At 71.5% G+C, this 24577-nt stretch carries 17 protein-coding genes and 1 pseudogene; 5 read left to right on the forward strand and 13 right to left on the reverse strand.

The window, feature by feature from the left end; translation table 11 throughout:
- Positions 1-305 precede the first annotated feature (305 nt).
- The 4 genes from EJG53_RS11410 to nsdA all read right to left on the reverse strand — a co-directional run bounded on the left by EJG53_RS11410 (position 306) and on the right by nsdA (position 7005).
- On the reverse strand, positions 306-2753 hold the full coding sequence (locus tag EJG53_RS11410) for a [protein-PII] uridylyltransferase (RefSeq protein ID WP_244955612.1): 2448 nt from the start codon (positions 2751-2753) through the stop codon (positions 306-308).
- A gap of 485 nt (positions 2754-3238) precedes the next feature.
- Positions 3239-3577: a P-II family nitrogen regulator gene (locus EJG53_RS11415; protein WP_030018395.1), complete on the reverse strand. Its 339-nt coding sequence runs from the start codon at positions 3575-3577 to the stop codon at positions 3239-3241.
- The gene (locus tag EJG53_RS11420; RefSeq protein WP_174856396.1) at positions 3574-5115 is read right to left on the reverse strand and encodes an ammonium transporter; all 1542 of its coding nucleotides are present in this window, start codon (positions 5113-5115) and stop codon (positions 3574-3576) included. The genes EJG53_RS11415 and EJG53_RS11420 overlap by 4 nt, the downstream gene beginning before the upstream one ends.
- Before the next feature lie 414 nt (positions 5116-5529).
- Positions 5530-7005 carry a transcriptional repressor NsdA gene (gene nsdA, locus EJG53_RS11425; protein WP_125044753.1) on the reverse strand — a complete coding sequence of 492 codons (1476 nt, stop codon included), beginning with the start codon at positions 7003-7005 and terminating at the stop codon, positions 5530-5532.
- 1237 nt (positions 7006-8242) lie between these two features.
- Between nsdA and EJG53_RS11430 the strand changes: the two genes are divergently transcribed.
- A complete protein-coding gene (locus EJG53_RS11430) occupies positions 8243-8911 on the forward strand; it encodes a bifunctional DNA primase/polymerase (RefSeq protein WP_125044754.1) in 669 nt (222 codons plus the stop codon).
- 200 nt (positions 8912-9111) lie between these two features.
- Here the strand turns inward: EJG53_RS11430 and ftsY are convergent.
- Positions 9112-10352 (reverse strand): annotated as a pseudogene (gene ftsY / locus EJG53_RS11435) (signal recognition particle-docking protein FtsY).
- Between the two features lie 513 nt (positions 10353-10865).
- On the opposite strand from ftsY, the gene EJG53_RS11440 reads away from it, so the two are divergent.
- Both EJG53_RS11440 and EJG53_RS11445 read left to right on the forward strand, forming a co-directional pair.
- Positions 10866-12347 carry a purine-cytosine permease family protein gene (locus EJG53_RS11440; RefSeq protein ID WP_125044755.1) on the forward strand — a complete coding sequence of 494 codons (1482 nt, stop codon included), beginning with the start codon at positions 10866-10868 and terminating at the stop codon, positions 12345-12347.
- A 92-nt stretch (positions 12348-12439) separates the two neighbouring features.
- Positions 12440-13429 carry an LLM class flavin-dependent oxidoreductase gene (locus EJG53_RS11445; RefSeq protein WP_125044756.1) on the forward strand — a complete coding sequence of 330 codons (990 nt, stop codon included), beginning with the start codon at positions 12440-12442 and terminating at the stop codon, positions 13427-13429.
- Positions 13430-13580: 151 nt separating this feature from the next.
- Here EJG53_RS11445 and EJG53_RS11450 read toward each other — a convergent pair whose 3' ends face one another.
- The 4 genes from EJG53_RS11450 to EJG53_RS11470 form a co-directional block, all read right to left on the reverse strand.
- Positions 13581-14999 (reverse strand): sugar porter family MFS transporter, encoded by a 1419-nt coding sequence (locus EJG53_RS11450; protein ID WP_125044757.1) that lies wholly within the window; start codon positions 14997-14999, stop codon positions 13581-13583.
- A 264-nt stretch (positions 15000-15263) separates the two neighbouring features.
- On the reverse strand, positions 15264-18815 hold the full coding sequence (smc, locus tag EJG53_RS11455) for a chromosome segregation protein SMC (protein WP_125044758.1): 3552 nt from the start codon (positions 18813-18815) through the stop codon (positions 15264-15266).
- A 293-nt stretch (positions 18816-19108) separates the two neighbouring features.
- Positions 19109-19315: a hypothetical protein gene (locus EJG53_RS11460; RefSeq protein WP_030018387.1), complete on the reverse strand. Its 207-nt coding sequence runs from the start codon at positions 19313-19315 to the stop codon at positions 19109-19111.
- Between the two features lie 381 nt (positions 19316-19696).
- A complete protein-coding gene (locus EJG53_RS11470; protein ID WP_125044760.1) occupies positions 19697-19978 on the reverse strand; it encodes an acylphosphatase in 282 nt (93 codons plus the stop codon).
- Positions 19979-20709: 731 nt separating this feature from the next.
- On the opposite strand from EJG53_RS11470, the gene EJG53_RS42400 reads away from it, so the two are divergent.
- Complete coding sequence (locus tag EJG53_RS42400) at positions 20710-21063, forward strand: CAP domain-containing protein (protein ID WP_244955102.1); 354 nt, start codon at positions 20710-20712, stop codon at positions 21061-21063.
- Positions 21064-21164: 101 nt separating this feature from the next.
- On the opposite strand, the gene EJG53_RS11480 is transcribed toward EJG53_RS42400, so the two are convergent.
- The 3 genes from EJG53_RS11480 to EJG53_RS11490 all read right to left on the reverse strand — a co-directional run bounded on the left by EJG53_RS11480 (position 21165) and on the right by EJG53_RS11490 (position 22918).
- The gene (locus EJG53_RS11480; protein WP_125044761.1) at positions 21165-21557 is read right to left on the reverse strand and encodes a hypothetical protein; all 393 of its coding nucleotides are present in this window, start codon (positions 21555-21557) and stop codon (positions 21165-21167) included.
- A gap of 339 nt (positions 21558-21896) precedes the next feature.
- The gene (locus EJG53_RS11485; protein ID WP_125044762.1) at positions 21897-22127 is read right to left on the reverse strand and encodes a hypothetical protein; all 231 of its coding nucleotides are present in this window, start codon (positions 22125-22127) and stop codon (positions 21897-21899) included.
- A 182-nt stretch (positions 22128-22309) separates the two neighbouring features.
- Positions 22310-22918: a flavodoxin family protein gene (locus EJG53_RS11490; protein WP_125044763.1), complete on the reverse strand. Its 609-nt coding sequence runs from the start codon at positions 22916-22918 to the stop codon at positions 22310-22312.
- Positions 22919-23042: 124 nt separating this feature from the next.
- On the opposite strand from EJG53_RS11490, the gene EJG53_RS11495 reads away from it, so the two are divergent.
- Complete coding sequence (locus tag EJG53_RS11495) at positions 23043-23468, forward strand: winged helix-turn-helix transcriptional regulator (RefSeq protein WP_125044764.1); 426 nt, start codon at positions 23043-23045, stop codon at positions 23466-23468.
- A 109-nt stretch (positions 23469-23577) separates the two neighbouring features.
- Here the strand turns inward: EJG53_RS11495 and mutM are convergent, their stop codons facing one another.
- A complete protein-coding gene (gene mutM / locus EJG53_RS11500; protein WP_125044765.1) occupies positions 23578-24438 on the reverse strand; it encodes a bifunctional DNA-formamidopyrimidine glycosylase/DNA-(apurinic or apyrimidinic site) lyase in 861 nt (286 codons plus the stop codon).
- Positions 24439-24577 lie beyond the last annotated feature (139 nt).

Genomic DNA, 24577 nt, shown 5'->3' on the forward strand with positions numbered 1-24577 from the left:
GCGGGCGCCCCTTGCGCATCCCGCAGCACCCACCGTCTCACGGAGGCGCGGTGTCAGGAGAGCCCGTGCCGTCGACGGGAGCGGGACGGCGTGCGGAGGCGGGGCGGCCTGCGGGCGCCGTGCGGTCTGCGGAGGGGATCCGACCTGCGGAGGCGGTGCGGCCTGCCGAGACGGTGCGGCCTGCGGAGGCATTCCCGTCTGTGGCGATGATCCCCGTGTTGTTGATCTTGCTGGTTCCGGAGTCCGGGCCCGCATCGGGCACGGCATCGGTGCTCCGCCCCGCACCGGGCAGGCGGCCTGCGTGGCTACTTCAAGGCGTTCTCCACCGTCCGTGCCACTTCCACGGCCACCTCGTCTGCCAGGGGGGCTCCCTTCTCGTCCGTGACGTAGAACGCATCCACCGCGTTCGCTCCCAGCGTGCTCACATGGGCGCTGCGTACGGTGACCCGCGCGGACTCCAGTGCGCGGCCGATCCGGTGCAGCAGTCCCTGGGCGTCCTGGGCCCGTACCTCGATCACGGTTGCCAACTGCGAGGAGCCGGAGGCGACCGTCACCCGGGGCGGCGGGGCCTGCATTCCGCGCGAGCGGCGCGCGTACGCCTGCTCGCGCTCGGCCAGCCGGGCCGACACGTCCAGCGAACCGTCCAGGGCCCGTACGAGGTCCGCCCGCAGCCGTACGGTCTGCGGGAGAGAGCCGTATTCGGCGGCCACTCGCCAGCTCAGCAGCAGCACCGGCCCCTCGCCGCCGGGATCGACGCTGCGCAGGTCCGCGGCGCGGACGGTCAGGCGGTGCATGGCGAGGACGCCCGCTGCGGCAGGCAGCACGCCGGGCTGGTCCGGTACGGCCATCAGCAGTTCGACGCCCACCGGCTCCGGATCCGGATCCGGAGCTGCCGCGGCGCCCGGACCTGCGACGGGACCGGTGGGCGGGTCCGTTTCGCCGTGGCCCTCCGCCCGGGTGCGCAGGGTGAGGACCGGGCCTCCGGTACGCCACGCCTCGACGGCCAGGCGCTCCTGCTCGGCGGTCGGCTCGTCCGCCGGGCGTCCTTGTGGTGCGGTCTCCCCCGCCAGCCGCGCCGTGACGCGTTTCACCAGATCGGCGACGAGCGACCCACGCCAGGCGCTCCAGGCCGCGGGTCCGGTCGCCAGTGCGTCGGCCTCGGTGAGGGCATGCAGCAGTTCCAGCGTGCCGGTACTGCCCACCGTGTCCGCGACCGCCTCGATCGTCGCCGGATCGGACAGGTCCCGGCGGGTGGCCGTCTCGATGAGCAGCAGATGGTGCCGTACGAGCGTGGCGATCACCGTCACGTCCCGGGCGTCGAAGCCGATCCTGGCCGCCATGTCCCGGGCGATCGTCTCGCCGGAGACGGAGTGGTCACCGGGCCAGCCCTTGCCGATGTCGTGCAGCAGAGCCGCGATCAGCAGCAGGTCGGGGCGGTGCACGCGGCGGGTGAGCGCCGCGGCGCGGACGGCCGTCTCGATCAGGTGCCGGTCGACGGTCCAGCGGTGCACGGCGTTGCGCTGCGGACGACAGCGCACCCGCTCCCAATCGGGCAGCAGCCAGGTGACGATCCCTTCCGCCTCCAGCGCCTCCCAGACGGGTACGGTCTGTGCGCCCGCGCCCAGCAGGGTGACCAGTTGTTCGCGTGCCTCGGCCGGCCACGGCACGGGCAGGGGCCGGGTGGCGGCACCCGTCCGCAGTCGGCGCACGGCGTGCAGGGACAGCGGCAGTCCGGCCTGCGCGGCGGCGGCAGCGGCGCGCAGGGGAAGCACCGGGTCGCGGTCCGGCCGCGCCGTCCGCGCCAGGACGGCTTCGCCGTCCAGTTCGACCACGCCCTCGGCGAGCGGAGACCGCTCTCCCCGCCCCGGCCCGCCTCCGGCCGTACGGCCCCGCAACAGCCCGCGCAGTACGGGGCGTACGGACCGGGACCGCAGCACCCGCCCGACTTCACGCCAGGTGACGTCGCTCGCGTACGAGATGGTGCGGGCGGATTCGTAGACCTGCCGCAGCAGTACGTCCGCATCCAGTACACCGAGCGCTTCGGCCACCTGGTCCTGTTCCTGCAGAGAGAGCCGGTCGGTGGCGCGGCCGGTTGTCAGGTGCAGCGCGTCGCGTACGTCCAGCAGGCGGGTGCGGGCTGCCTCCAGTCCCTCGCGCGGTGCGTCGGCCAGCCAGGAGGCGGCGACCGCCCGCAGCGCGGTGGCGTCCCGCAGCCCGCCCCGGGCCTCCTTCAGGTCCGGCTCCAGGAGGTACTGCAACTCGCCTTGGCGGTCGGCGCGTTCGCGGCTGATCTCGCGCAGCTCCGGCAGGCGTTTGGGGGCCTGTTCGCGCCAGTCGGCCAACGCGGTGCCGCGCAGGGCGCCGGTCAGTTCCGGGTCGCCGGCCAGGTGGCGGGCGTCCAGCAGACCGAGCTGGACCTTGACGTCGTCGCGAGCGGCTTTGCGGGCCTCGGCGGGCGTCCGTACCGAGTGGTCCAGGGCGAGGCCCAGGTCCCATACGGGGTACCAGAGCCGGTCGGCGAGTTCGGCCACCGTGCGGGCGCCGGCTTTGCCGTCGTGGAGCAGGAGCAGGTCCAGGTCGCTGCGGGGGGAGAGTTCGCCGCGGCCGTAGCCGCCGACGGCGACCAGCGCGATGCCGGAGCCGGTGCGGCCGGCCGCGCGCTCGAACAGACCGGCCAGCCAGTCGTCGGTGAGCCGGGCGAGGGCGGCCCGGCGCGCAGCCCCTTCCTGGCCCGTGTCCTGCAGAAGCCGCAGCCGGTCCGAGGCGTAGCTGTCTTTACTGTCCGCGGAGGCCGGGGGCGGGGGCGGGTCCTGCGGGCTGTCCGGTGCTTCCGTGAAGGCGGTGGTCGCGTCCGCTGCCTGGCTCGTGGCGGCGTTCGGCCCGGCCGCTCCGGCACCGGCGGCGCGCTGGTCGCCGTCCTCCGCCGTCTTCCGCACGCTCTCGCTCAACTCAGGCGCTCCTTGGTCATGTCGGCCCCCAGATACCGAATCTTCAAAGGCCCCGCCCTCGCGCTCCTACTCGCGCTCCTCCACCCGTGGCGGGTACGGCTCTGCAAGAACGCGAGCAGGGACGGGCGCTGGAGCAGGGGCAAGGGCAGCGGCGGAGGTGGACTCAGGAGGTGGGACCCGCAGCCGGTACTCGGAGCCGACGGCCAGGACGCCCCGCCCCGGCCCATTCCATCCCCGCTGCCCCGGACCCGCGTCGGCACCCGCACCCGCACCCGCACCCGCACCCGCACCTACAACGCGTCCGGCCCCCGTTCGCCCGTGCGGACGCGGACCGCTTCCTCGACGGGGAGGCTCCAGACCTTGCCGTCGCCGATCTTGCCGGTGCGGGCCGCCTTCACCACGATGTCGATCAGTTCGTCGGCGTCCGCGTCGTCCACGAGGACCTCGATGCGGACCTTCGGGACCAGGTCGACGGTGTACTCCGCTCCCCGGTACACCTCCGTGTGTCCACGCTGCCTGCCGTATCCGCTGGCCTCGGTGACGGTCAGGCCGTGTACGCCGAACGACTGCAGGGCCTCCTTCACCTCGTCGAGCCGGTACGGCTTGATCACTGCCGTGATGAGCTTCACGCGTCCACCCTCTTCTCGCTACCGGAAGCCGGGGCCGGCCCCTGGCCCTTCCCCTGCCCCGCGCCCTTGCCCTGGTTCGTGTCCGAGCCCTCGTCCCCGTCCTGGTCCGAGTCCCGGCTCGCGCCTCGGCCCGTGCCATGACTCTTATCGTGGCCCTTCCCCCGCGCCTTTTCCCGGGACGGGGACGAGCCGCTGCCGAGGGCCGGTCCGGCGGCTGAGGCCGCTCCCCCCGTACCCACGCCCGCGCGCGCCACCACGCCACCGCCCGTGCCGCCGAAGTCGTACGCCGTCTCCGCGTGCGCGGCCTGGTCGACGCCCGCGACCTCCTCGTCCTCGGAGACCCGGAAGCCCATCAGCACATCGATGACCTTGGCGAGGAGGAAGGAGACGACGAGGGAGTACAGGAGCACGGAGACGACACCGACGGCCTGCTTCCCCAGTTGGTCCAGGCCGCCGCCGTAGAAGAGTCCCTTGGCGTCGCTCTGTACGCCGCCGGTGGCGAACAGGCCGACCAGCAGGGACCCGGCGACGCCGCCGACGAGGTGGACGCCGACCACGTCGAGGGAGTCGTCGTACCCGAACCGGTACTTCAGGCCGACCGCCATCGCGCACAGCACTCCGGCGATGACGCCCACCCCGATCGCGCCCAGCGGGCTGACCGCGCCGCACGCCGGAGTGATCGCGACCAGCCCTGCCACGGCACCGGAGGCCGCGCCCAGGGTGGTGAAGGAGCCGTGCCGGATCTTCTCGTACCCGAGCCAGCCGAGCATCGCGGCGGCCGTGGCGACCTGGGTGTTGACGAAGGCGACGGCGCCCACGCCGTCGTCGTTGTTCAGCCAGGAGCCCGCGTTGAAACCGAACCAGCCGAACCACAGCAGCCCGGCGCCGAGCATCACCAGCGGCAGGCTGTGCGGGCGCATCGGGTCCTTCTTGAAGCCGATGCGGCGGCCGACGACGAAGATCACGCCGAGGGCCGCGGCGCCCGCGTTGATGTGGACGGCCGTACCGCCGGCGAAGTCGATGACCCCCAGGTCGAAGAGCCAGCCGCCCTCCGCCCACACCCAGTGCGCGACGGGGAAGTAGACGACGGTGGCCCACAGGGCGATGAACAGCGCCCACGCCGTGAATTTCACCCGGTCCGCGAGGGCACCGCTGATCAGCGCGGGGGTGATCACCGCGAACATGAGCTGGAAGACCGCGAAGACGTAGACCGGGATGGAGGTGGTGCCCCACAGTTCGGTCAGGCCGATGCCGCTGAGCCCGGCGAAGTCGCCGGGCCGGCCGAGGAAGCCGCCGGTGTCCTGACCGAAGGCGATCCCGAAGCCGTACAGCACCCACAGGACGGTGACGATCCCCAGGCTGATGAAGCTCATCATCAGCATGTTCAGCACGCTCTTGACCCGGACCATGCCGCCGTAGAAGAAGGCGAGGGCGGGGGTCATGAGCATCACCAGAGCGGTGCAGATCAGCATGAAGCCGGTGTTGGCCGGACTCAGGGTGGCCTCTTCTGCCGCGAGCGTCATGATGCCTGGGGGCATCGGCGTCTCCTGTCGTCGATGCGGCCCGTGCGGGCGTGGTTCCGGGTGGGCCGACTTTCGCCACGAGGTTGTCGCAGCACCGTTTCGGCCATGACCCGTCGGTGTTTCCCCACGGTGACGAAGCCCTCGTCAGTGTTACGCCCCCATGAACTCCGAGATCAGCCCGCCACGCCCGGTACCTCCCGCAACCCACCGAAACGACGACGTCCGAACCGGACCGCCGCACCTCGCCCGTACCGGACGCCCCGCTCCCGGCCACCCGCTGCCCCACCCACAAAGCCGACCGCGGCTGTCACCCGTTTGACCTGGCGTGGGGGAGCCGAGTCGAGCTGTACGGGGTGACGGGCCGCGGCCGGGGTCTGTGGAGATGCGGTCGAAGAAACGGGGCGGGAAGGGGGCGGTCCGGGGGTGCGGTCAGACGGCCTCCACGCCGGTTTCCGGCAGTTGCTGGGCCAGTTCGTCGCTGAGCTGGATCACTTCGGCCACGCTCTCGAAGTTCCGCGCCGCGGTGTCCACGGTCTTGCGCAGCCGGGTGTTGACCCGTTCCGAGCGGACCTTCTTCGCCAGCGGTATGGCCTGCTGCGCCAGGACGGCGCACTGCTCCGGCTCCTTCTGGAGCAGGTGCACCGTCGCCATCCCGATCAGATTGAGCGCGTACGAACGCTGGTGCTCCCGGTCCTGCGAGAAGAGCTCCACCGCCCGCTGCATCACGGGGTTGGCGAGGGAGGCGTAGGTCGGGCTGCGCCCGGCCACGTAGGCGAGGTCGCGGTAGGAATGGGCGTTCTCCGCGTTCAGCTCGGCCTCCGAGAAGAAGCGGATCCAGTCCGGCTCGGGGTCGCCGGGCGACGCGTCGCCGAAGGTGTCCTCGGCCATCCGCACGGCGCGTTTGACCTTGCTCGGCTGGCCCATGCTCGCGTACGCCCGCGCCTCCATCGCATACAACATCGCCTGCGTACGGGGCGTGGCCGATTCGCGGCTGCCGTACTGCGCGAGGTGGATGAGCTCCAGTGCGTCGTCCGGGCGGTCCAGGTGGATCATCTGGCGGCTCATGCTGGAGAGGATGTACGAGCCCAGCGGGCGGTCACCGGCCTCCTTGGAGGCGTGCAGGGCGAGCACGAAGTACTTCTGCGCCGTGGGTTGCAGGCCGATGTCGTAACTCATCCACCCGGCCAGTTCGGCCAGTTCGGCGGCGACCTTGAACAGCCGCTTGGAGACCTCTTCGCTCTGCGGTTCCTGCAGCAGGTCGGTGACCTCGTGGAGCTGTCCGACAACCGCCTTGCGGCGCAGTCCGCCGCCGCACTGGGCGTCCCACTGGCGGAACATCACGGTCGTTGACTCCAACAGGTCCAGCTCCGGGGTGGACAGCCGGTTGGAGCGCCGGGAACGCTCCTGGGACGCCTGCTGCGCGGCGGACGCCTGGCCCGGCGAGACCGGCACCAGCCAGCGCTGCATCGGCTCGATGAGGGCGGGCCCGGCGGCCAGCGCCAGCGAGGTGCCCAGGAAGCCGCGGCGCGCCAGCATCAGGTCGCTGCGGGAGAACTCGCTGATCAGCGAGACGGTCTGGGGGCCGGCCCAGGGCAGGTCGACGCCGGAGACGGACGGGGACTGGTGCGCGGAACGCAGGCCGAGGTCCTCGATGCCGACCACGCACCCGAACCGCTCCGAGAACAGCTCGGAGAGGATGCGCGGGATGGGCTCGCGCGGCTGCTCGCCGTCGAGCCAGCGCCGTACCCGCGAGGTGTCGGTACTGATGTGGTGCGCGCCCATCTGGCGGGCGCGCCGGTTGACCTGCCGTGCCAGCTCGCCCTTCGACCAGCCGCTGCGCACGAACCATGAGCCCAACGGTTCGTTGGGGCGCTTGTCAGCGCCGGTGCCGCCACTGCCGCCCACTGGAACGCCCCCATTCCGATTGCTGCCTTGCTTCACTGCGCCGCGTCATCGCTTCGCATCGCCGCTCTTCGCCGCTTCCGAGTTTCTTTTCCATACGTCCGCTAATACGGTCCGGACCGCCCCGGTGCCTCATTGCGCCGGCGCGGAGTCTTTGCCGCGGCCGCCGTGCCGGTCCGGTGCGGTACGTGGAGGGTGCCGCCCCGCCGGTGCCCGGCCGCCGTGTGGCCGCTGCGGCCGGTTGCCGCGCCGCCGCGCCCACGTCGTGGGATTGCTGTCGTTCGAGCCGATGTTCCGGTGCTGCTGTCGTTGCCGTACTGCCGAATGCTCCGGTACTGCCGATGTTCCGGTACCGCTGTCGTCCCGGTATTGCTGTCGCTCCGGTACTTCCGCTCGCCCTACGGTGGTCCGCCGGTCCCGGAGGACCGGTCGTCCCGTAGAGCCGTCGGCCCTACGGGGTGCGCCGGTACGACCGGTCGTCGGCGCCGATGCTCCGGTCTTCGGCACTTCGCGTCCGTGTCGCTTCGCGATACTTCCCGTTCTGCTGCTTCCTGCGTCTGCCGGTCCGGCGTGTCCTGCCGCCGGCCCGCGTGTGCTGTTCGTCGTGCCCGGCCCCGCTCGACCGGTGACACCTGCGTGTTCCGTACCGCTGGTCCTGCTGCTGCCGCTTCTCCGCCGTGCCGGCCCGTCGCCGCTCTTCGTCGCCGTCGCGCCTCGGTACCGCGCCACCGCGCTGTTCGCACTCCGTTCCGCACGGCCGTCCTGCCGCTGTGCGTCGCGGCCGCGTCCCGTGAATCTGCCACAGGTTGCCGTTGAACCTCCCACAGGATGCCGTCTGTTGCGGCGACCGGTACGGGATGGACCTACCCGACCACGGAATTGAGCCAACCCGATTCGGGAGGGTTCACCCGCCGGTGCGTTGCCTCCGGCATACCCACACCCGAGGCGTCCCGCCCCAGGCAGTGCACCGAAAGTAATCCTACGATCACGCCCACGGCGAGGGCGATCCGCTAAACGCCACCATTCGCCACCCCTTTGAATGAACTCCCCGACCGGTCCTCGCGATTGACTTGACACAGGTCGAGAGGAGACGGACGGAAAGGAGCGCGCACGGGCGCGCGTCGCGCGCCGCACCACCCACCGCACCACAACGCGCCACGGAAACCGACCTCTCCTGATGGAGCGTCACACCTTCGCTCCGACACGTAACCACTGGCACGTACCACCCGTTGGAGGAGGCATGGGCTTCACGATCGGCGGCATCCGCGACATCCGGTCCGGTTCACGGCGTCGCTCCCGCTCGACCGAGATCACGGCGGTGGCGGAGTACACGGGACTGTGGGGCTGGGACGTGGTGCCCGGCGCCCGCGCGGCCCGCGGCGGGAACGGGCGTACGGTCTGCTCGTGCGGTGCGGACGACTGCGCCGCCCCCGGCGCGCACCCGCTGGCCCACGCGGACGGACTGGCGGCCGGCGCGACGCTGGAAAAGGCCGCCGACGTCTGGGCGAGGACGCCCGGCGCGGCCGTCCTGCTCCCGGTGGGCCGGACCTTCGACATCCTCGAAGTGCCGGAAGGGGCGGGGCGCAGCGCGCTCGTACGGCTGGAACGGATGGGCCTGCCGCTCGGCCCGGTGGCCGCCACACCGACGGGCCGCGCCCTGTTCTTCGTGGCGCCCGGCGCCGCCGCCGGGCTGCCCGGTCTGCTCTACCGGATGGGCTGGGACGACGCCGCCCTCGACCTGTGTCCGCGCGGCCCCGGCGACCATGTCACAGCCCCGCCGTCGGACCTCGGCGGGCTCGGCCCGATGCGGTGGCTGCGGCCGCCCACCCTGGACACGGCCGGGCGGCCGCCGCAGGCCCGGCTGCTGCTGGGCACCCTCGCGTACGTGTGCCACCGGTCGGCGGCGTGACCGCGGGCGCGGACGGCACCGCGCCGCCCGCCACGCCACTCCCCCCGCCCACCAAAAAGCCCCGCAGCGATCATCCGCTGCGGGGCTCTTGGAAACCGGCCGTACCCGAACCGGCCAGGCCCGACCCGGCCGTACTCGAACCGGCCATACCCGACCGGGCCGTACCGAACCGGCTCTGCCCATAAGGCCATCTGCCCGCCCTAGTCGCCGATCAGGGCGTCCACGAATGCCTCCGGCTCGAACGGCGCCAGGTCGTCCGCGCCCTCGCCCAGGCCGACGAGCTTGACCGGTACGCCCAGCTCCCGCTGGACCGCGACGATGATGCCGCCCTTGGCCGTGCCGTCCAGCTTGGTCAGCACGACACCGGTGATGTCCACGACCTCCGCGAACACGCGGGCCTGCACCAGGCCGTTCTGGCCGGTGGTGGCGTCCAGGACGAGGAGCACCTCGCCGACCGGGCCGTGCTTCTCCACGACCCGCTTGACCTTGCCCAGCTCGTCCATCAGGCCGGTCTTGGTGTGCAGCCGGCCCGCGGTGTCGATGAGGACCACGTCGGCGCTCTCGGCGATACCTTCCTTCACCGCGTCGAAGGCGATCGACGCCGGGTCGCCGCCCTCCGGACCGCGGACCGTACGGGCGCCGACCCGCTCGCCCCAGGTCTGGAGCTGGTCAGCGGCGGCGGCACGGAAGGTGTCGGCGGCGCCGAGGACGACCGACTTGCCGTCGGCGACCAGGACCCGGGCCAGCTTGCCGGTGGTCGTGGTCTTGCCGGTGCCGTTGACGCCGACGACCATGACGACGCCGGGGATCTCCTGGCCGTCCTTGCCCACGGCGTTGTCGGTGGCGACCGCGCGGTCCTGGTCCGTACCGATCAGCTTGAGCAGCTCTTCGCGCAGCAGTGCGCGCAGTTCCTCGGGCGTACGGGTGCCGAGCACCTTCACGCGCTCGCGCAGCCGCTCCACCAGTTCCTGGGTGGGCGCGACGCCCACGTCGGCGGTGAGCAGCGTGTCCTCGATCTCCTCCCAGGTGTCCTCGTCGAGGTGTTCGCGGGAGAGCAGCGTGAGCAGACCCTTGCCCAGCGAGTTCTGGGAGCGGGAGAGCCGGGCGCGGAGCCGTACGAGCCGGCCGGCGGTCGGCTCGGGGACCTCGACCTCGGGGGCGGCGGGGGCGGGCGGCGCTTCGGCCACCGGCTCCTCGGCGGGTGCCTCGACGGGCGCCCCGGCCGGCGGCAGGTCGACTTCTTCTATCGTGCGACGGGTTTCGTCGCGGGGGTCTCGGCGTCCTCACCGACCTGCGGTTCCGCAGGGGGCGCGGTGACGGACGGGGTGGTCGGCGGGGCCGGCGGCAACTGCTGCTTCTTCTTGCGGCTGCTGACGACGAGCCCGCTGATCGCGCCGAGCGCGACCACAGCGATGACTACAGCAAGGATGACGATGTCCATAACCCGTCCAGTATCGGTCACACCCTGCCGTGCGGGACCGCACACGCCGAACCTGGACCTCGCCTGTCCGGGTTCACCTGCCGCGGGGCCGCTCGCCGCCCCCTGGAGGAAAAGTCCGGACATCGCATACCACACTCCGGGGCGTGAAAACACCGCCCCGGATCGTCCGCGCAGGTAGGCCGCACGACCCGGTCCGACGCCGCCCGCCCGCCGGAGCGCGCACCCCCGCGCCGGGCGTGCCGCCGTTTTCCGTTACGTCGACCGGACGCCGAGGGGCCCCTCCCGCACCGCCACTCACCCCACCTGACCTGCGTCTCAGTCGATCATCCAGGAGGCTCGGACGAGTTCGGGGCCCGTACACGGTCGTCGTTGGACACAACAAGGCGTATGAACCGAAGTTGGATCAAAGTACGATAGCTCTCGGCTGCGCAACGCGCGTAGAGTCCTGGCAACCCCCTCCCCTTCGCCAGGCATCACAGCCGCTGCCTGAACCCGCACGGAGACACCTGCACCATGGGCACCACGTCCACGGACACCATGTCCGCTCCTGAAACCGAAGGCGCCGTCGAGCAACGAGGCATCGAGCCCGTCCCCGACCACGAACGCCACGGCCGCGTCCGGGAACTCTTCCCGACCTGGGTCGCCGCCAACATCAGCGTGCTGCTGCTCACCATGGGCGCCTCCCTGGTGATCACCAACGGTCTGAACTTCTGGCAGGTCCTGATCGTGGCCGCCATCGCCTCCGTCCTCTCCTTCGGGATGGTCGGCGTGCTGTCGGTCTCCGGCAAGTGGGGCGGCGCGCCGGGCGCGATGCTCTCCCGCGCCGCCTTCGGCGTGCGGGGCAACTACTTCCCGGGCGCGATCCTGTGGGTGGCCCGCTTCGGCTGGGAGACGATCAACGCGGTCAGTGGCGCGTACGCCGTGCTGACGGTCCTGAAGCTGCTGTTCGGCATCGAGGCCAACAACGTCCTCACCGTGATCACGCTGCTGCTCTTCGTCGCGACGACGTTCCTGGTCAGCGGCATGGGCCGGAAGGCGCTCAACGTCTGCAACAAGTACTCGACGTACCTGTTCAGCGTCTTCAGCGTCATGGTGCTGGTCTATCTGATCGCCGAGATGCCGTGGGGGAAGATCTTCTCCCAGTCGGCGGGCAGCACCGCGCTGATGATCGCCGGTATCGGCACCATCGCGGCGGGCGGCATCAGCTGGGTGCCCACCGGTCCGGACTTCGCGCGCTACCTGCCGCACTCCGCCTCCGGCAAGAAGATCGTCGGCACCACCATCTCCGGCGCGGCCCTGGTGCTCGTACCGATGGTGCTGATGGGCGGCATCATGGCCGTCTCCAAGCCCGACCTGGCCAACCAGAACACCGACCCGATGTCGTTCCTCGGTTCGGTGCTGCCGACCTGGCTGGCGGTGCCCTACCTGCTCACCGCGCTGGTCGGGATGCTGCTGATCAACAGCCTGTCGATGTACTCGGCCGGTTTCACCGCGCAGACCATGGGCGTCAAGCTGCCCCGCGCCATGGCCGTGAGCATCAACGCGATCATCAGCCTGGTCGGCGGCGCGTTCATGATGCTGGTGGCCAAGGACTTCATCGGCCAGTTCATCACCTTCCTGACGCTGCTCGCGGTGTCCTTCTCCGCCTGGATCGGGGTGTACGCCGTCGACATGGCGCGCCGCCGGAAGATGGCCGTGCGCTACGACGGCGACAGCCTGATGAACGTGAGCCGCACCAGCCGCTACTGGTACGCGGGCGGCTTCTGCTGGCAGGCGCTGACGGCCTGGGCCGCGGCCCTGGTGGTGGGCCTGTGCCTGACCAAGGTCACCTGGTTCACCGGTCCGCTGGCCGAGACCTGGCCGGGCAGGCACGGCCTGGGCTGGGCGGCCACGATCGTGATCGCCGCGGTGGTCTTCGCGGTGCTGCCGAAGCCGAGGGAGACGGTGCCCGCGGGTGCCGCCGTCCCGGCCGAGGAGCCGGCGCCGGTCGGCTGATTCGGCGCCCGCACCCTTCTCACCTGATGTGACGTCAGCTAGCGTCCCCTTCGCCAACCGGGCCCACCGCCTCGGTGAAGGGGACGTTCGTCATGCCCGTAACGGTCCTGCGCCTCAACCTCGCCGATCCCTCCCCCACCCCCGCCTCGCTCGGCGCGCGCTACCGGGCGGCCGTCGAGATGGCCGCCTTCGCCGACGACCGGGGCCTGACCACGGTCCAGACCGAGGAGCACCACGCCACGGACAACGGCTGGATGCCGGCGCCGCTGGCGTTCGCCGGCACCGTCCTGGGCGCCACCCGGCGGATCACCGTCACCGTCTCCGCGCTGATCACGCCGCTGCACGACCCGCTGCGGCTGGCCGAGGAGATCGCCGTACTGGATCTGCTGAGCGGCGGCCGGCTGGTCACCGTGGCGGGCATCGGCTACCGGCCCGAGGAGTACGCGGCGCACGGCCGGGACTGGCACTGGCGGGGCAAGCTCCAGGACGAGGTGCTGGAGACGCTGCTCGCCGCCTGGAAGGGTGAGCCGTTCCGCTATCGGGGCCGCACGGTGCGGGTCACCCCGCGCCCGTACACCCAGCCCCATCCGCTGCTGCTGGTCGGCGGCAGTTCCCGGGCCGCCGCGCGCCGGGCCGCGCGGCTGGGGCTGCCCCTGTTCCCCAGCGCGCATCTGCCCGAGCTGGAGGCGTACTACCACGCGCGGCGCGCCGAGTACGGGACCGAGGGCTGGGTGCTGCAGCCCTCCGCCCGCACGAGTCTGCTGCACGTGTCCGAGGATCCGGACCGGGCCTGGGCCGAGTACGGCGGGCATCTGCTGCACGAGGCGCGTACGTACGCCTCGTGGCAGTCCCCCGGCGCGGAGTCGGCCGTGCGGTCCACCGCCGGCGACGTGGAAGCGCTGCGCCGGGAGGGGGTCTACCGCATCGTGACACCGGAGGAGTGTGTGCGGCTGGCCGGGGAGGTGGGGCCGGCGGGGTCGCTGATCCTGCATCCGCTGTGCGGCGGGATGCCGGTGGACGAAGGGTGGCGTTCCGTACACCTGTTCGCGGAGCGGGTCGTTCCGCACCTGAAGGAGCGCTGAGGCTCCGGCCCGTCCTCTTGCTTCAACGGAAAACCATTCGCGAGGAAAAGAAGTGCCCGTAAGGCGCGACGCGCAATAAAGGAGCTGCCCCGGTCCGACACACGGACCGGGGCAGCCGCCCACAACTGAGGAGAAGGGCTGGCGGGGGGTGTTAGCCCATCTCCTCCAACGCCTTGCCCTTGGTCTCCTTCACGAATTTCAGCACGAAGGGGATCGAGAGCAGGGCGAAGATCATGTAGATCACGTAGGTACCCGAAAGATTCCAGTCGGAAAGGCTCGGGAAGCTGGCAGTGATGGCCCAGTTGGCGATCCACTGCGCACACGCCGCGACACCGAGCGCAGCGGCGCGGATCTTGTTCGGGAACATCTCACCGAGGAAGACCCAGACCACGACGCCCCAGGACAGGGCGAAGAAGAGCACGAAGGCATGGGCCGCGACCAGGGCGACCGTGCCCTGGGCGGTCGGCAGCGTGCCGTCCGCGGTCTTCGAGGCGAAGGCCCAGGCCTCCAGCGCGAGGGCGACGGCCATACCGGCGGAACCGATCAGCGCCAGCGGACGGCGGCCGATCCGGTCCACGAAGACCATCGCGATCACGGTGCCGATGATGTTGATGATCGAGGTGGTGAAGCTGTAGAAGAACGAGCTGCTCGGGTCGATGCCGACGGACTGCCACAGCGTCGAGGAGTAGTAGAACGCCACGTTGATGCCGACGAGCTGCTGGAAGACCGACAGGCCGATGCCGATCCACACGATCGGCAGGAAGCCGAACCTGCCGCCCAGCAGGTCCTTGAAGCTGGACTTGTGCTCCCGGCGCATCGCCTCCTTGATCTCCGCGACGCGGGTGTCCAGGTCGACGCCGTGGCCCTCGACCTCGGCCAGCACCTCCTTGGCCTTGGCGGTCTTGCCGACGGAGATCAGGAAGCGGGGCGACTCGGGGATCGCGAAGGAGAGCAGGCCGTAGAGCACGGCCGGTACGACCATCACGCCGAGCATCCACTGCCAGGCCTCCAGGCCCGCCAGCTTGCCGCGCTGGTCGCCGCCGGCGAGGTTGAGGATGCCCCAGTTGACCAACTGCGAGATCGCGATGCCGATGACGATCGCGGCCTGCTGGAAGGAGCCCAGGCGGCCCCGGTACGCGGGCGGCGCGACCTCGGCGATGTAGGCCGGGCCGATGACCGAGGCCATACCGATCGCGATGCCGCCCAGGACGCGCCACATGGCCAGGTCCCACAGGGCGAACGGCAGCGCCGAGCCGACCGCGCTGACCGTGAAGAGCGCCGCGGCGATCTGCATGACACGGATGCGGCCGATGCGGTCGGCGATCCGGCCGGCCGTGGCGGCGCCGATGGCGCAGCCGATCAGCGCGATGGCGATCACCTGGGCGAGCCCCGCGGAGCCCACTTCGTAGCGGCCGCGGATCGCCTCGACGGCGCCGTTGATCACGGAGCTGTCATAGCCGAAGAGGAAGCCGCCCATCGCGGCAGCCGCGGTGATGAAGATGACGTGGCCGAGGTGGTCCGGCTGGGCCTTGCGGCCTTCCGGAGTCGTCGGCGGCGCGGTGCTGGTCAACGTGTACTCCAGTGCCCGGCTGCGCTGCCGGGCGTAGGGGGCTGGCCCTTCCAGTGGCGCATAGGTTGGGGGGACCCACCACTTGAAGGTAAAAGCAACATTGCAGACCCTATGCCTTCAAGTTTCGAAGTCAATAGGTCGTAATGAATTTGTTTCGGCGCGACTTCCGGGAGGATGCGTTCAAGTTATGAACCGTAGCGGGCCGTAGTAATCGTGTACGTCACACCGAGTACCCGGCGCCGCACCGGCTACGCGGGGCCGCGCTCAGCGCAGCCGCTGGCTGATGACCTTCGAGACGCCGTCGCCCTGCATCGACACCCCGTACAGCGCGTCGGCGACCTCCATCGTCCGCTTCTGGTGCGTGATCACGATCAACTGGGAGCTCTCCTGCAGCTCCTCCATGATCCCGATCAGCCGCTGCAGATTGGTGTCGTCCAGCGCCGCCTCGACCTCGTCCATCACGTAGAACGGGCTGGGGCGCGCCTTGAAGATCGAGACCAGCAGCGCCACCGCGGTCAGCGAGCGCTCACCGCCCGACAGCAGCGACAGCCGCTTGACCTTCTTGCCCGGCGGGCGGGCCTCCACGTCCAGCCCGGTGGTGAGCATGTGGTCCGGGTCGGTCAGCACCAGCCGCCCCTCGCCGCCCGGGAAGAGCCGCGCGAAGACGCCCTCGAACTCCCTGGCGGTGTCGTGGAAGGCCTCGGTGAAGACCTGCTCCACCCGCTCGTCGACCTCCTTGACCACCCGCAGCAGGTCGGTCCGGGTCTTCTTCAAGTCTTCAAGCTGCTCGCTGAGGAACTGGTGCCGCTCCTCCAGCGCGGCGAACTCCTCCAGCGCCAGCGGGTTCACCTTCCCGAGCTGCTGATACGCCCGCTCGGCGGCCTTGAGCCGCTGCTCCTGCTCGGCCCGTACGTAGGGCACCGGCCGGTTGCGCGGGTGCTCCGGGTCCTCCGGCAGCTCCTCGCCCTGCGCGGCCGGGGACGGCGGTACGGGCTGGTCGGGGCCGTACTCGGCCGCCAGCGCAGCGGGCTCGACGCCCAGCTCCTCCAGCGCCTTGGCCTCCAGTTGCTCGATCCGCAGCCGCTTCTCGGCGCCCAGCACCTCGCCCCGGTGCACCGAGTCCGTCAGCTTGTCCAGCTCGCCCTTCAGCTCCCGGCTCGCGTTGCGCTCGGCCACCAGCGCCTGCTCGCGCTCCTGCTTGGCCAGCTCCGCCGCCAGCCGCTCCTCCTCGGCCCGGACGACCGAGACCTCGATGTGCGCCAGCAACTGCCGCGCCCCGGAGGCCACCGCGGACGCCACCGCCGCCTCGTGGCGGGCCCGGGCGCGCCGCTGCTCGGCACGGGCCCGCGCCTCGCGTTCGGCCCGCGCGGCGCGGTCCAGACCGTCGGCCCGGCCCGCCAGGGCCTTGACCCGCTCCTCGTGCGTACGGGCCTGGAGGCGCGCCTCCATCTCCGTCTGCCGCGCGTTGGCGCCGTCCGCGGCCAGCCGGTCCCGTACGGAGGTGTCCGGCTCCTCGTCGCCGGGCTCCTCCTCGGCCACCGCCAGCCGGGCGGCCAGCTCCTCGGCCTCCTCGGTCGCCCGTTCGAGTGCTTCTTCCGCCTTCGCGGCGGCCGCGGCCGAGCGCTCGGCCTCGTCGGCGGCGCCGCGTGCCTGGCCACCGAGGCGGCCCAGGTCGCCCGCGACGCGGGACTTCGCACGGTCGGCGGCGCTGCGCCGCTCCCCCGCCTCCTCGGCCAGCCGCGCACACGCGTCCCGCCGTTGCCGCGCCGCCTCGTGCGCGGCGGTCAGCTCCGCGCAGCGTTCGCCCAGTTCGGCGGCCTCGGCCGCGGCCTCGTCGACGGATGCCTGCACTTCCAGCAGGGTCGGCGCGCCGGCCGACCCGCCCTGCGCGAAGTGCGCTCCGAGGACGTCGCCTTCGGCGGTCACCGCCGTCAGCTCCGGGCGGGAGGCCACCAGTTCCTCGGCGTCCTCCAGTGAGCCGACGACCACGACGCCGCGCAGCAGCCACCGTACGGAACGCAGCAACTCCTCCGGTCCGCTGACCAGTTCGGCCGCGAGCGGCAGGCCGCCGGAATCCACGTCCAGGCTCGTCTCCGGGCCCGCGCCCAGCACCATCGCGGCACGTCCCGCGTCCTCCTTGCGCAGGAGGCGAATCGCTTCGGCAGCGGTCGCCGGGTCGGCCACGGCCACCGCGTCCGCCGCCGCTCCGAGTGCTGCCGCCACCGGCACCTCGTGGCCCGGGGCGACGGTCAGCAGTTCGGCGGCCGGGCCGAGCAGGCCGGTCAGCCGGTCGGCCGCGCCGAGCAGCGCGCCGGTCCCGTCCTTGCGGCGCAGCCCGAGGGCCAGCGCTTCGTGCCGGGCGGAGACCGCAGCGCGCTGCCGCTCGGCGGCCGTCTGCGCGTCGCGCGCGGCGCTCAGCGCGGCCTCCGCGTCGGCCAGGTCCTGCTTCGCGGCCTCGTGCTGCCGCGACAGGTCGGCGTCGTCCGCGTCCAGCCCGTCCACCTCGGCCTTGAGCGTCTCGTACTGCTGCTGGGCGTGGGCCGCGCGCTGCTGCGCTTCGTCCCTGGCCGCCGCCAGCCGCCCGATCTCGGCCTGCGCCGACGCCGCCCGGCCGCGCGCGGCGGTGACCTGCCCGTGCAGCCTGGCCAGGCCCTCCCGCCGGTCCGCCATGGCGCGCGCGGCGTCCCGCAGCCGCCGCTCCTCGTCCGCCAACTGGCGCTCCAGGGCGGCCCGGTGCTCGACGGTGTCCTCCAGCGCCCGGCTCGCCGCCTCCAGCGCGGCTTCCAGCTCGGCCTCCTGCTCACGGACGCGGGCCGCCTCCCGTTCCAGGTCCTCCGGATCGCGGCCGCGCCGCTCCTCCGGCGGGGCGGCCGTCGCGCTCTTGACGCGCGCGTCGGCCAGCGAGACCGTGCCGCGCACCCGCTCGGCGAGCTGCGACAGCTCGTAGTACGTCTGCTGGGCCCGCTGGAGGCGTGGCGTCAGCGTCCGTACCTCCTCCTCCAGGGCGGCCTCGCGCCGTGTCGCCTCCTTGAGCCGCTGCTCGGCGGTCTCCTTACGCTGCTTGAGCGCCGCCTCGTCAGCGATCTCCGCGCGCAGCGCTTCACGAAGCGATACGAGGTCGTCGGCGAGCAGCCGCAGCCGGGCGTCGCGCAGGTCGGCCTGGATGACGGCGGCCCGGCGGGCGACGGCGGCCTGCCGGCCCAGCGGCTTGAGCTGCCGCCGCAGCTCGTCGGTGAGATCCTGGACGCGCGCCAGGTTCGCCTTCATCGCCTCCAGCTTCCGCAGCGCCTTCTCCTTGCGCTTGCGGTGCTTGAGGACGCCGGCCGCCTCCTCGATGAAGGCGCGGCGCCCCATGGGGTCGGCGTGCAGGACGGAGTCGAGCTGGCCCTGCCCGACGATGACGTGCATCTCCCGGCCGATGCCGGAGTCCGAGAGCAGCTCCTGGATGTCCAGGAGGCGGCAGGTGTCCCCGTTGAGCTGGTACTCGCTGCCGCCGTTGCGGAACATCGTCCGCGTGATGGTGACCTCGGCGTAGTCGATGGGCAGGGCGCCGTCGGAGTTGTCGATGGTCAGCGAGACCTCGGCGCGGCCCAGCGGCGGCCGGCCGGTCGTCCCGGCGAAGATCACGTCTTCCATCTTGCCGCCGCGCAGCGACTTGGCGCCCTGCTCGCCCATGACCCAGGACAGGGCGTCGACGACATTGGACTTGCCCGACCCGTTGGGGCCCACGACACAGGTGATGCCGGGTTCAAAACGCAGTGTCGTGGCGGAGGCGAAGGATTTGAATCCTCGCAGTGTCAGGCTCTTGAGATGCACGCCGTTGGACTCTACCGCCCGCCCCCTGCCCGGAGCCGCCCCGGCACGAGGGCCCGGAGCGGCCGCCCGTACACGGGGCGCGCGGCCGCACCCCCGTACGCCTGTGCTCCTCGCGGCGGTGTGATTTCGGTTTCGTTGCTGAAGGTGCAGGGCACATCAGACGGTGAGGGCCGACCGGGAACCGAACAGAAAAGCAACGGAAAACGACGAAGGGACGCCGAAGCGTCCCTTGAAGATCTTGCTAGCGGTGCCTCAAGCGGCTGGCGAACAGCCCGTCGGCCCCGGGGGTGGGGTCAGGTGAGCGCGGGCTCCGCCTGGGGTACGTCGATGCCGTCGAGCATCGAGTCGTCGTGACGTGCGGCAGCGGACAGCATGTCGTTTTCGGCCTGCATCCGGATGAGTTCGGATTCGAGGTCCTGGACGCGCTGCTGAAGCCGTCGCATCTCGGAGAGGACTCGGGGGTCGGAGCCGCCGACGTAACCGAGAAGCGCCTTTGCCATGATGGATGGTCCTCCACACTGAGTGACCGACCGAAGCGGTGTGGGTCGTGAGGGATTCGCACCCGCGGTGCTTGTCATTATCCTGCGAGCTCAATGCCAAACAGCTAAGGTGCGCGGGGCTTCCAGAGTCTCACCAAAAGGTTTGAGGGTCAACACGATCACGCCCCGTATCCTTGGGCGCCCGGGAGTCCGCGGCCGCGGCAACGCCGGACCGGCTCCCCAGAAAAGCGCCTCGGGGGCGTGGAGATCATCCTTACAGCGGCAGCCTTCCACGGGTCGGCCGAGTTGGCAACCACCAGGTCATGACTGCAGTGTGCATCTGACGGGGACACGTGAAACCGGCCCCGCGTCCGGTTCCCGGATACCGCGCGCCGCACCGGGTCAGCGGATCGCGAATCCGTCGTAACCGCCCCGCGGAGTGTCCCAGATCTCACCCACCCCCTCGACCCGTCCGGGCGTGTCGCCGGTGCGCAGCCACTCCAGAAGCTCCTCGCACCGTTCGCGGGGTCCCTCGGCGACGACCTGGACCCGGCCGTCCTCCAGATTGAGGGCGAAGCCCGTGAGGCCGCCGATCCGCAGGGCGTTGGCCCGGGTGAACCACCGGAAGCCGACTCCTTGGACCCGGCCGCGCACCCAGGCGGTCAGGCGGACATCTTCGTTCATGTCTGCACGTTAACCGGCCAATTGCTCGGCGGGCACATCGGCCCCACACGTCATGGCGTACAGTCGCCCGGCAACGAGACTCACCCTTACGAGTGAGGCACGTTGACGCTCGTGTGGACAGAAGGAAGGCAGTGGATGGGCCGCCATCGACGCTCCGCTCCCGCATCACCCGAAGCCGCCGGAGCCACGGACCGGGCCGGAAGCCTGGCCGCCGCACCTCCCGCGCCCGCGGGCCCCGCGCACTCCGGCCGCCATCGCGGCGACCGCCCCGCGCGCGACCGCCGCTCCGCCCCGGTCCGCACCGGGCTGCTCGGCGCTTCGGCCGCCGTGGCGATGGGCGCGGTCGCCGTCGCCTCGGGCCTGCTGCCCGGCGGCAGCCAGTACGACTGGGGCGGCAGCGGCGGCTCCGGCGAACGGGTGCGCGCCGACGCCCTGCCGCACACGACACCGCGCGACGCGGCGTCCGTGTCGCCCACGGACCGGGGCGCCGGACAGGCCAGCCGCGGCGAGCCCCGGCCCGGCCTCCCGGACCGGGCACGCCCCACGTCCTCCGCCGCCCCGCCGACCACCCCGGCCCCCGGCAGCCGTCCACGCCCGCCGCGGACACCGCTCCCGACCGGGACCGCACGCAGCGGCCGGACCGTACGACGACCACCCCCGCGCCCCCGAAGAGCACCCCGACCGCCTCCGCCGCACCGGGCACCCCGCCCTCCACCGCCGAGTCGCAGGTGGTGGGCCTGGTCAATCAGGAGCGCGCGAAGGCCGGCTGCTCACCGGTGACCGCCGACCGTGAACTGGGCGACCTGGCCCGGAAGTTCAGCGAGGACATGGCGCGCCGCGGCTTCTTCGACCACACCGACCCGGACGGCCGCAGCCCGTGGGACCGGGCCAAGCAGGCGGGCATAGAGGACCTGGGCGGCGAGAACATAGCGCGCGGCCAGGCCGACGCCCACGCGGTGATGAACACCTGGATGCACAGCTCCGGCCACCGCGCCAACATACTGAACTGCGAGTACAAGACCTTGGGGGTCGGAGCGCACTTCGGCCGGGGCGGCCCGTGGTGGACGCAGGACTTCGGGTTCTGAGGTTTCTCAAGCCGACCTTTGCGAGTTCTTCTGAATCGCGTCTGGATGGCTGTCAGTGATCCCTTGTTCCTTCCCTAAGCAGCCACATCGATCTTGGGCGCTCAGCCACTGACCCCGCCGCCCTCCGGCGCTGGAGGCTCATCCGGATTGAACGTCTGATAGAAGCCGAGCCCGCACATGATCAACGACATAGTCAGAAGAGCGGCGAACAGGGACCAGGACCACCAAGCCCCAGGGAGCGTCAGCAGCCACAGCAGCGGGAAGGCTAGGATGACGATGAGGACCACAGCGCCGAGGCTGGCCCAATTTCTGCGATGCTCGACATACTTGGTCTGACGAGCGGTTACGGCAGCTACCTGTCGCCTCACCAGGACTTCCAACTGAGCGATCTCGTGCTCCCAGGCGTTGCGATCATCGCCTCGGAGCTCACCGAGAAGCGTTCGGTTCCTTTCGAGATCAGCGGCCAAACGAGCATCTCTACGGTTCTGGATCATGCCAGTCACCAGTGGTCCCGCTGCTGCGGCAAGCACAACCCCAACGCCACCAAGAATCGGTGTCAGCACTGTAGTCACGCGTCCCCCGCCCTATCTGTTCAAGCCACCTCCCACGTTCGCGGGAGTTGGAGGCACCCTAGAGGGCACCACTGACAGCGCCACGCGGGCATTTCTGTCTGCACTGGCATCCAGGCGCCAGCAGAACAGGCACTGACGGCGAGCTTGACTTGCATCGACGATATAACCGCAGGCCACAACACTGCTCGGCTACGGCACCACAGGCCACGATGTCACCGGGCGCCTGTGCCCTTCGCGTCGAGCCGCTCCGCCGCCCGCGGCTCAGCCTTCCTCCGGAAGGCTGTCCCACTCCTCCCCGTCGCGGTAGAGCTCGTAGCCGTGTTCGGCGGCGATCTCCTCCGCCTGGGCGCGGCTGTGCACCGTGACCTCGTGCCGCTCGCTGACGACCTCGCCGTGTACGCCGCCTTCTTCGACCACCTCGATCGCGTGTGTCTCGTACACGACGCTGCCGGGCGCCGTCGAGCTCCAGACCAGATGCATACTCGTCGCCATCGGATCCCAACCTCCGAAGGTATGGCCCCCTGGCTACAGGGTCGCATCTCCATCCGTACGAAAGCACGCGTATGCGGGTGGGTCGGCGTGTACGTGTCCCCGCGTACGGACGGCACACCCGGGGCGGAGCGCGCGGGGCGGGCGCGCGCCGTACCCGCGAGCGCCCGGCACCGGCGGCCCCGTCAGGCGCCGACGGCGGCGCGGCCGGCGGCGAAGAGCGCGGCCTGGCCGGCGACGCGGCGGCCGAGGTGCTCGGCGGTCGCGAGGTCGGCCTTGTGGACGCCGTCGGGGCCGCGGTCGTTGTCGGTCTGCGCGGCGGCACCCAGGAAGAAGCCGAGGCGGTTGAGGTCGTTCTCGGAGGCGGTGGTGGCGTTCCAGCCGGGCAGCAGGCCGAGGTTGACCCAGTGCATGCCGTGCTGGGCGGCCAGCACGGAGAAGAACTGCAGGGTGTGCAGCTTGTCGCCGCTCTTGGAGGCGGAATTGGTGAAGCCCGCCGCGAGCTTGTCCTGCCAGGCGCGGGTCGCCCAGCGCTTGGCGGTGGCCTCGGCGAAGACGTGGAAGGCGCCGGACGCGGTGCCCATGTAGGTCGGCGAGCCGAAGACGATCGCGTCGGCGGCGTCGAGCAGGTCCCACTGGGCCTCGGTGATCGCGTCGACCTTGATCAGGTGGACGGTCGCGCCGGTGTCGGCGGCGCCGGCGCGTACGGCCTCGGCGAGCACCGCGGTGTGGCCGTAGCCGGAGTGGTACGCGACGGCGACGACGGGGGTGGTGGCGGGGGCGGGCGTGGACATGGAAGGGCTCCTCGGTGTGCGGCCGTGCGGCGGGGTGCGGCGCGGCTCGATAACCAAAGGAAAGCACTAACTAAAAGAAAGCACAATCGCCGAGTTAGCGCTGTGCGGGAGTAGGCTTGCGTGTATGGCGAATCAGGGCAGCCCGCAGGAGGTTCCGGCGTGCGGGACGGAAGCGGCGACGGAGGAGGCGTTCAACGTCTTCGCGCGCACGTGTCCGTCGCGCGACACCCTCAAGCACGTCACCGACCGGTGGGGCGGCCTGACGCTGGGCGCACTGCACCAGGGCACGTTCCGCTTCAACGAACTGCGGCGGCAGGTCGACGGGGTCAGCGAGAAGATGCTGTCCCAGACCCTGCACGCCCTGGAACGCGACGGGCTGGTCCACCGCGAGGCCCAGCAGACCAACCCGCCACGGGTGGACTACGCCCTGACCTCGCTGGGACGCGAGGTGGCCGAGCGGTTGCTGGGGCTCATCGAGCTGGTGGAGCACCGTATGCCGGAGGTACTGGCGGCGCGGGAGCGCTACGACGCGGCGCGCGCGGACGCCTGAGGCAGCGGGTGTCCGGTACGGCTACGGGCGCGGCGGGTGCCGGATACGGGCGCGGGTGCGGCGGTCACCCGGTACGGCCCTACGGGCGCGGCGGTCGCCCGGTACGGCCCTACGGGCGCGGCGGCCGCTGGCAGCGCGGGCAGAAGTAGCTGGAGCGGTTCATCCAGGGGCGGCGGCGCATGGCCGTGCCGCAGCGCCGGCACGGCTCGTCCTCGCGCCCGTACGCGTCCAGCGACCGATCGAAGTAGCCCGACTCGCCGTTCACGTTGACGTAGAGGCTGTCGAAGCTGGTGCCGCCGACGGCGAGCGCGGCGCTCATCACGTCGCGGATGTGGCCGAGCAACTCGGTGGTGCGGGGGCGGGTGAGGGTGGCGGTCGGGCGGTCGTAGTGCAGCCGGGAGCGCCACAGGGCTTCGTCGGCGTAGATGTTGCCGACCCCGCTGATCAGCGACTGGTCCAGCAGCGCGCGCTTGACGGTGGTGCGGCGGCGGCGCAGCGCGTCGTGGAAGGCGGCGTCGTCGAAGGCCGGGTCGAGCGGGTCGCGGGCGATGTGCGCGATGACGTCGGGGAGCCCTTCGAGGTCGCCGGGAACGGCGTCGTGCAGCGACAGCCCGCCGAAGGTGCGCTGGTCGACGAAGCGCAGTTCGGTGCCGGCGTCGTCGTCGAAGGTGAAGCGGACGCGCAGGTGCTTCTCGTCGGGGGCGTCCTGCGGCTGGACCAGGAGCTGCCCGCTCATGCCCAGGTGGGCCAGGACGGACAGGCCGTCGGTGACCGGGAGCCAGAGGTACTTGCCGCGGCGCCGGGCCTCGCCGATGCGCTGCCCCCGCAGGCGCGTCGCGAAGTCGACGGCTCCGGCGGTGTGCCGCCGTACGGCCCTCGGGTGCAGGACCTCGACGGCGTCGACGGTACGGCCCCGCACCCACCGCTCCAGTCCGCGGCGTACGACCTCGACCTCGGGCAGCTCGGGCACGGCTCTCCTCGTCATGGGATGTCCGCCGCGAGCGCGCGGGGACGCGGTACGGATGGTGCGCGCCGCCCCGGGGGCGGACGGTACGGCCCCCGCAAAGCACTGCCCGGCCGCCCTCCCCTACGGGGGTGGACGACCGGGA

The organism is Streptomyces chrestomyceticus JCM 4735 (genome assembly GCF_003865135.1).
Taxonomy (GTDB): Bacteria; Actinomycetota; Actinomycetes; order Streptomycetales; family Streptomycetaceae; genus Streptomyces; species Streptomyces chrestomyceticus.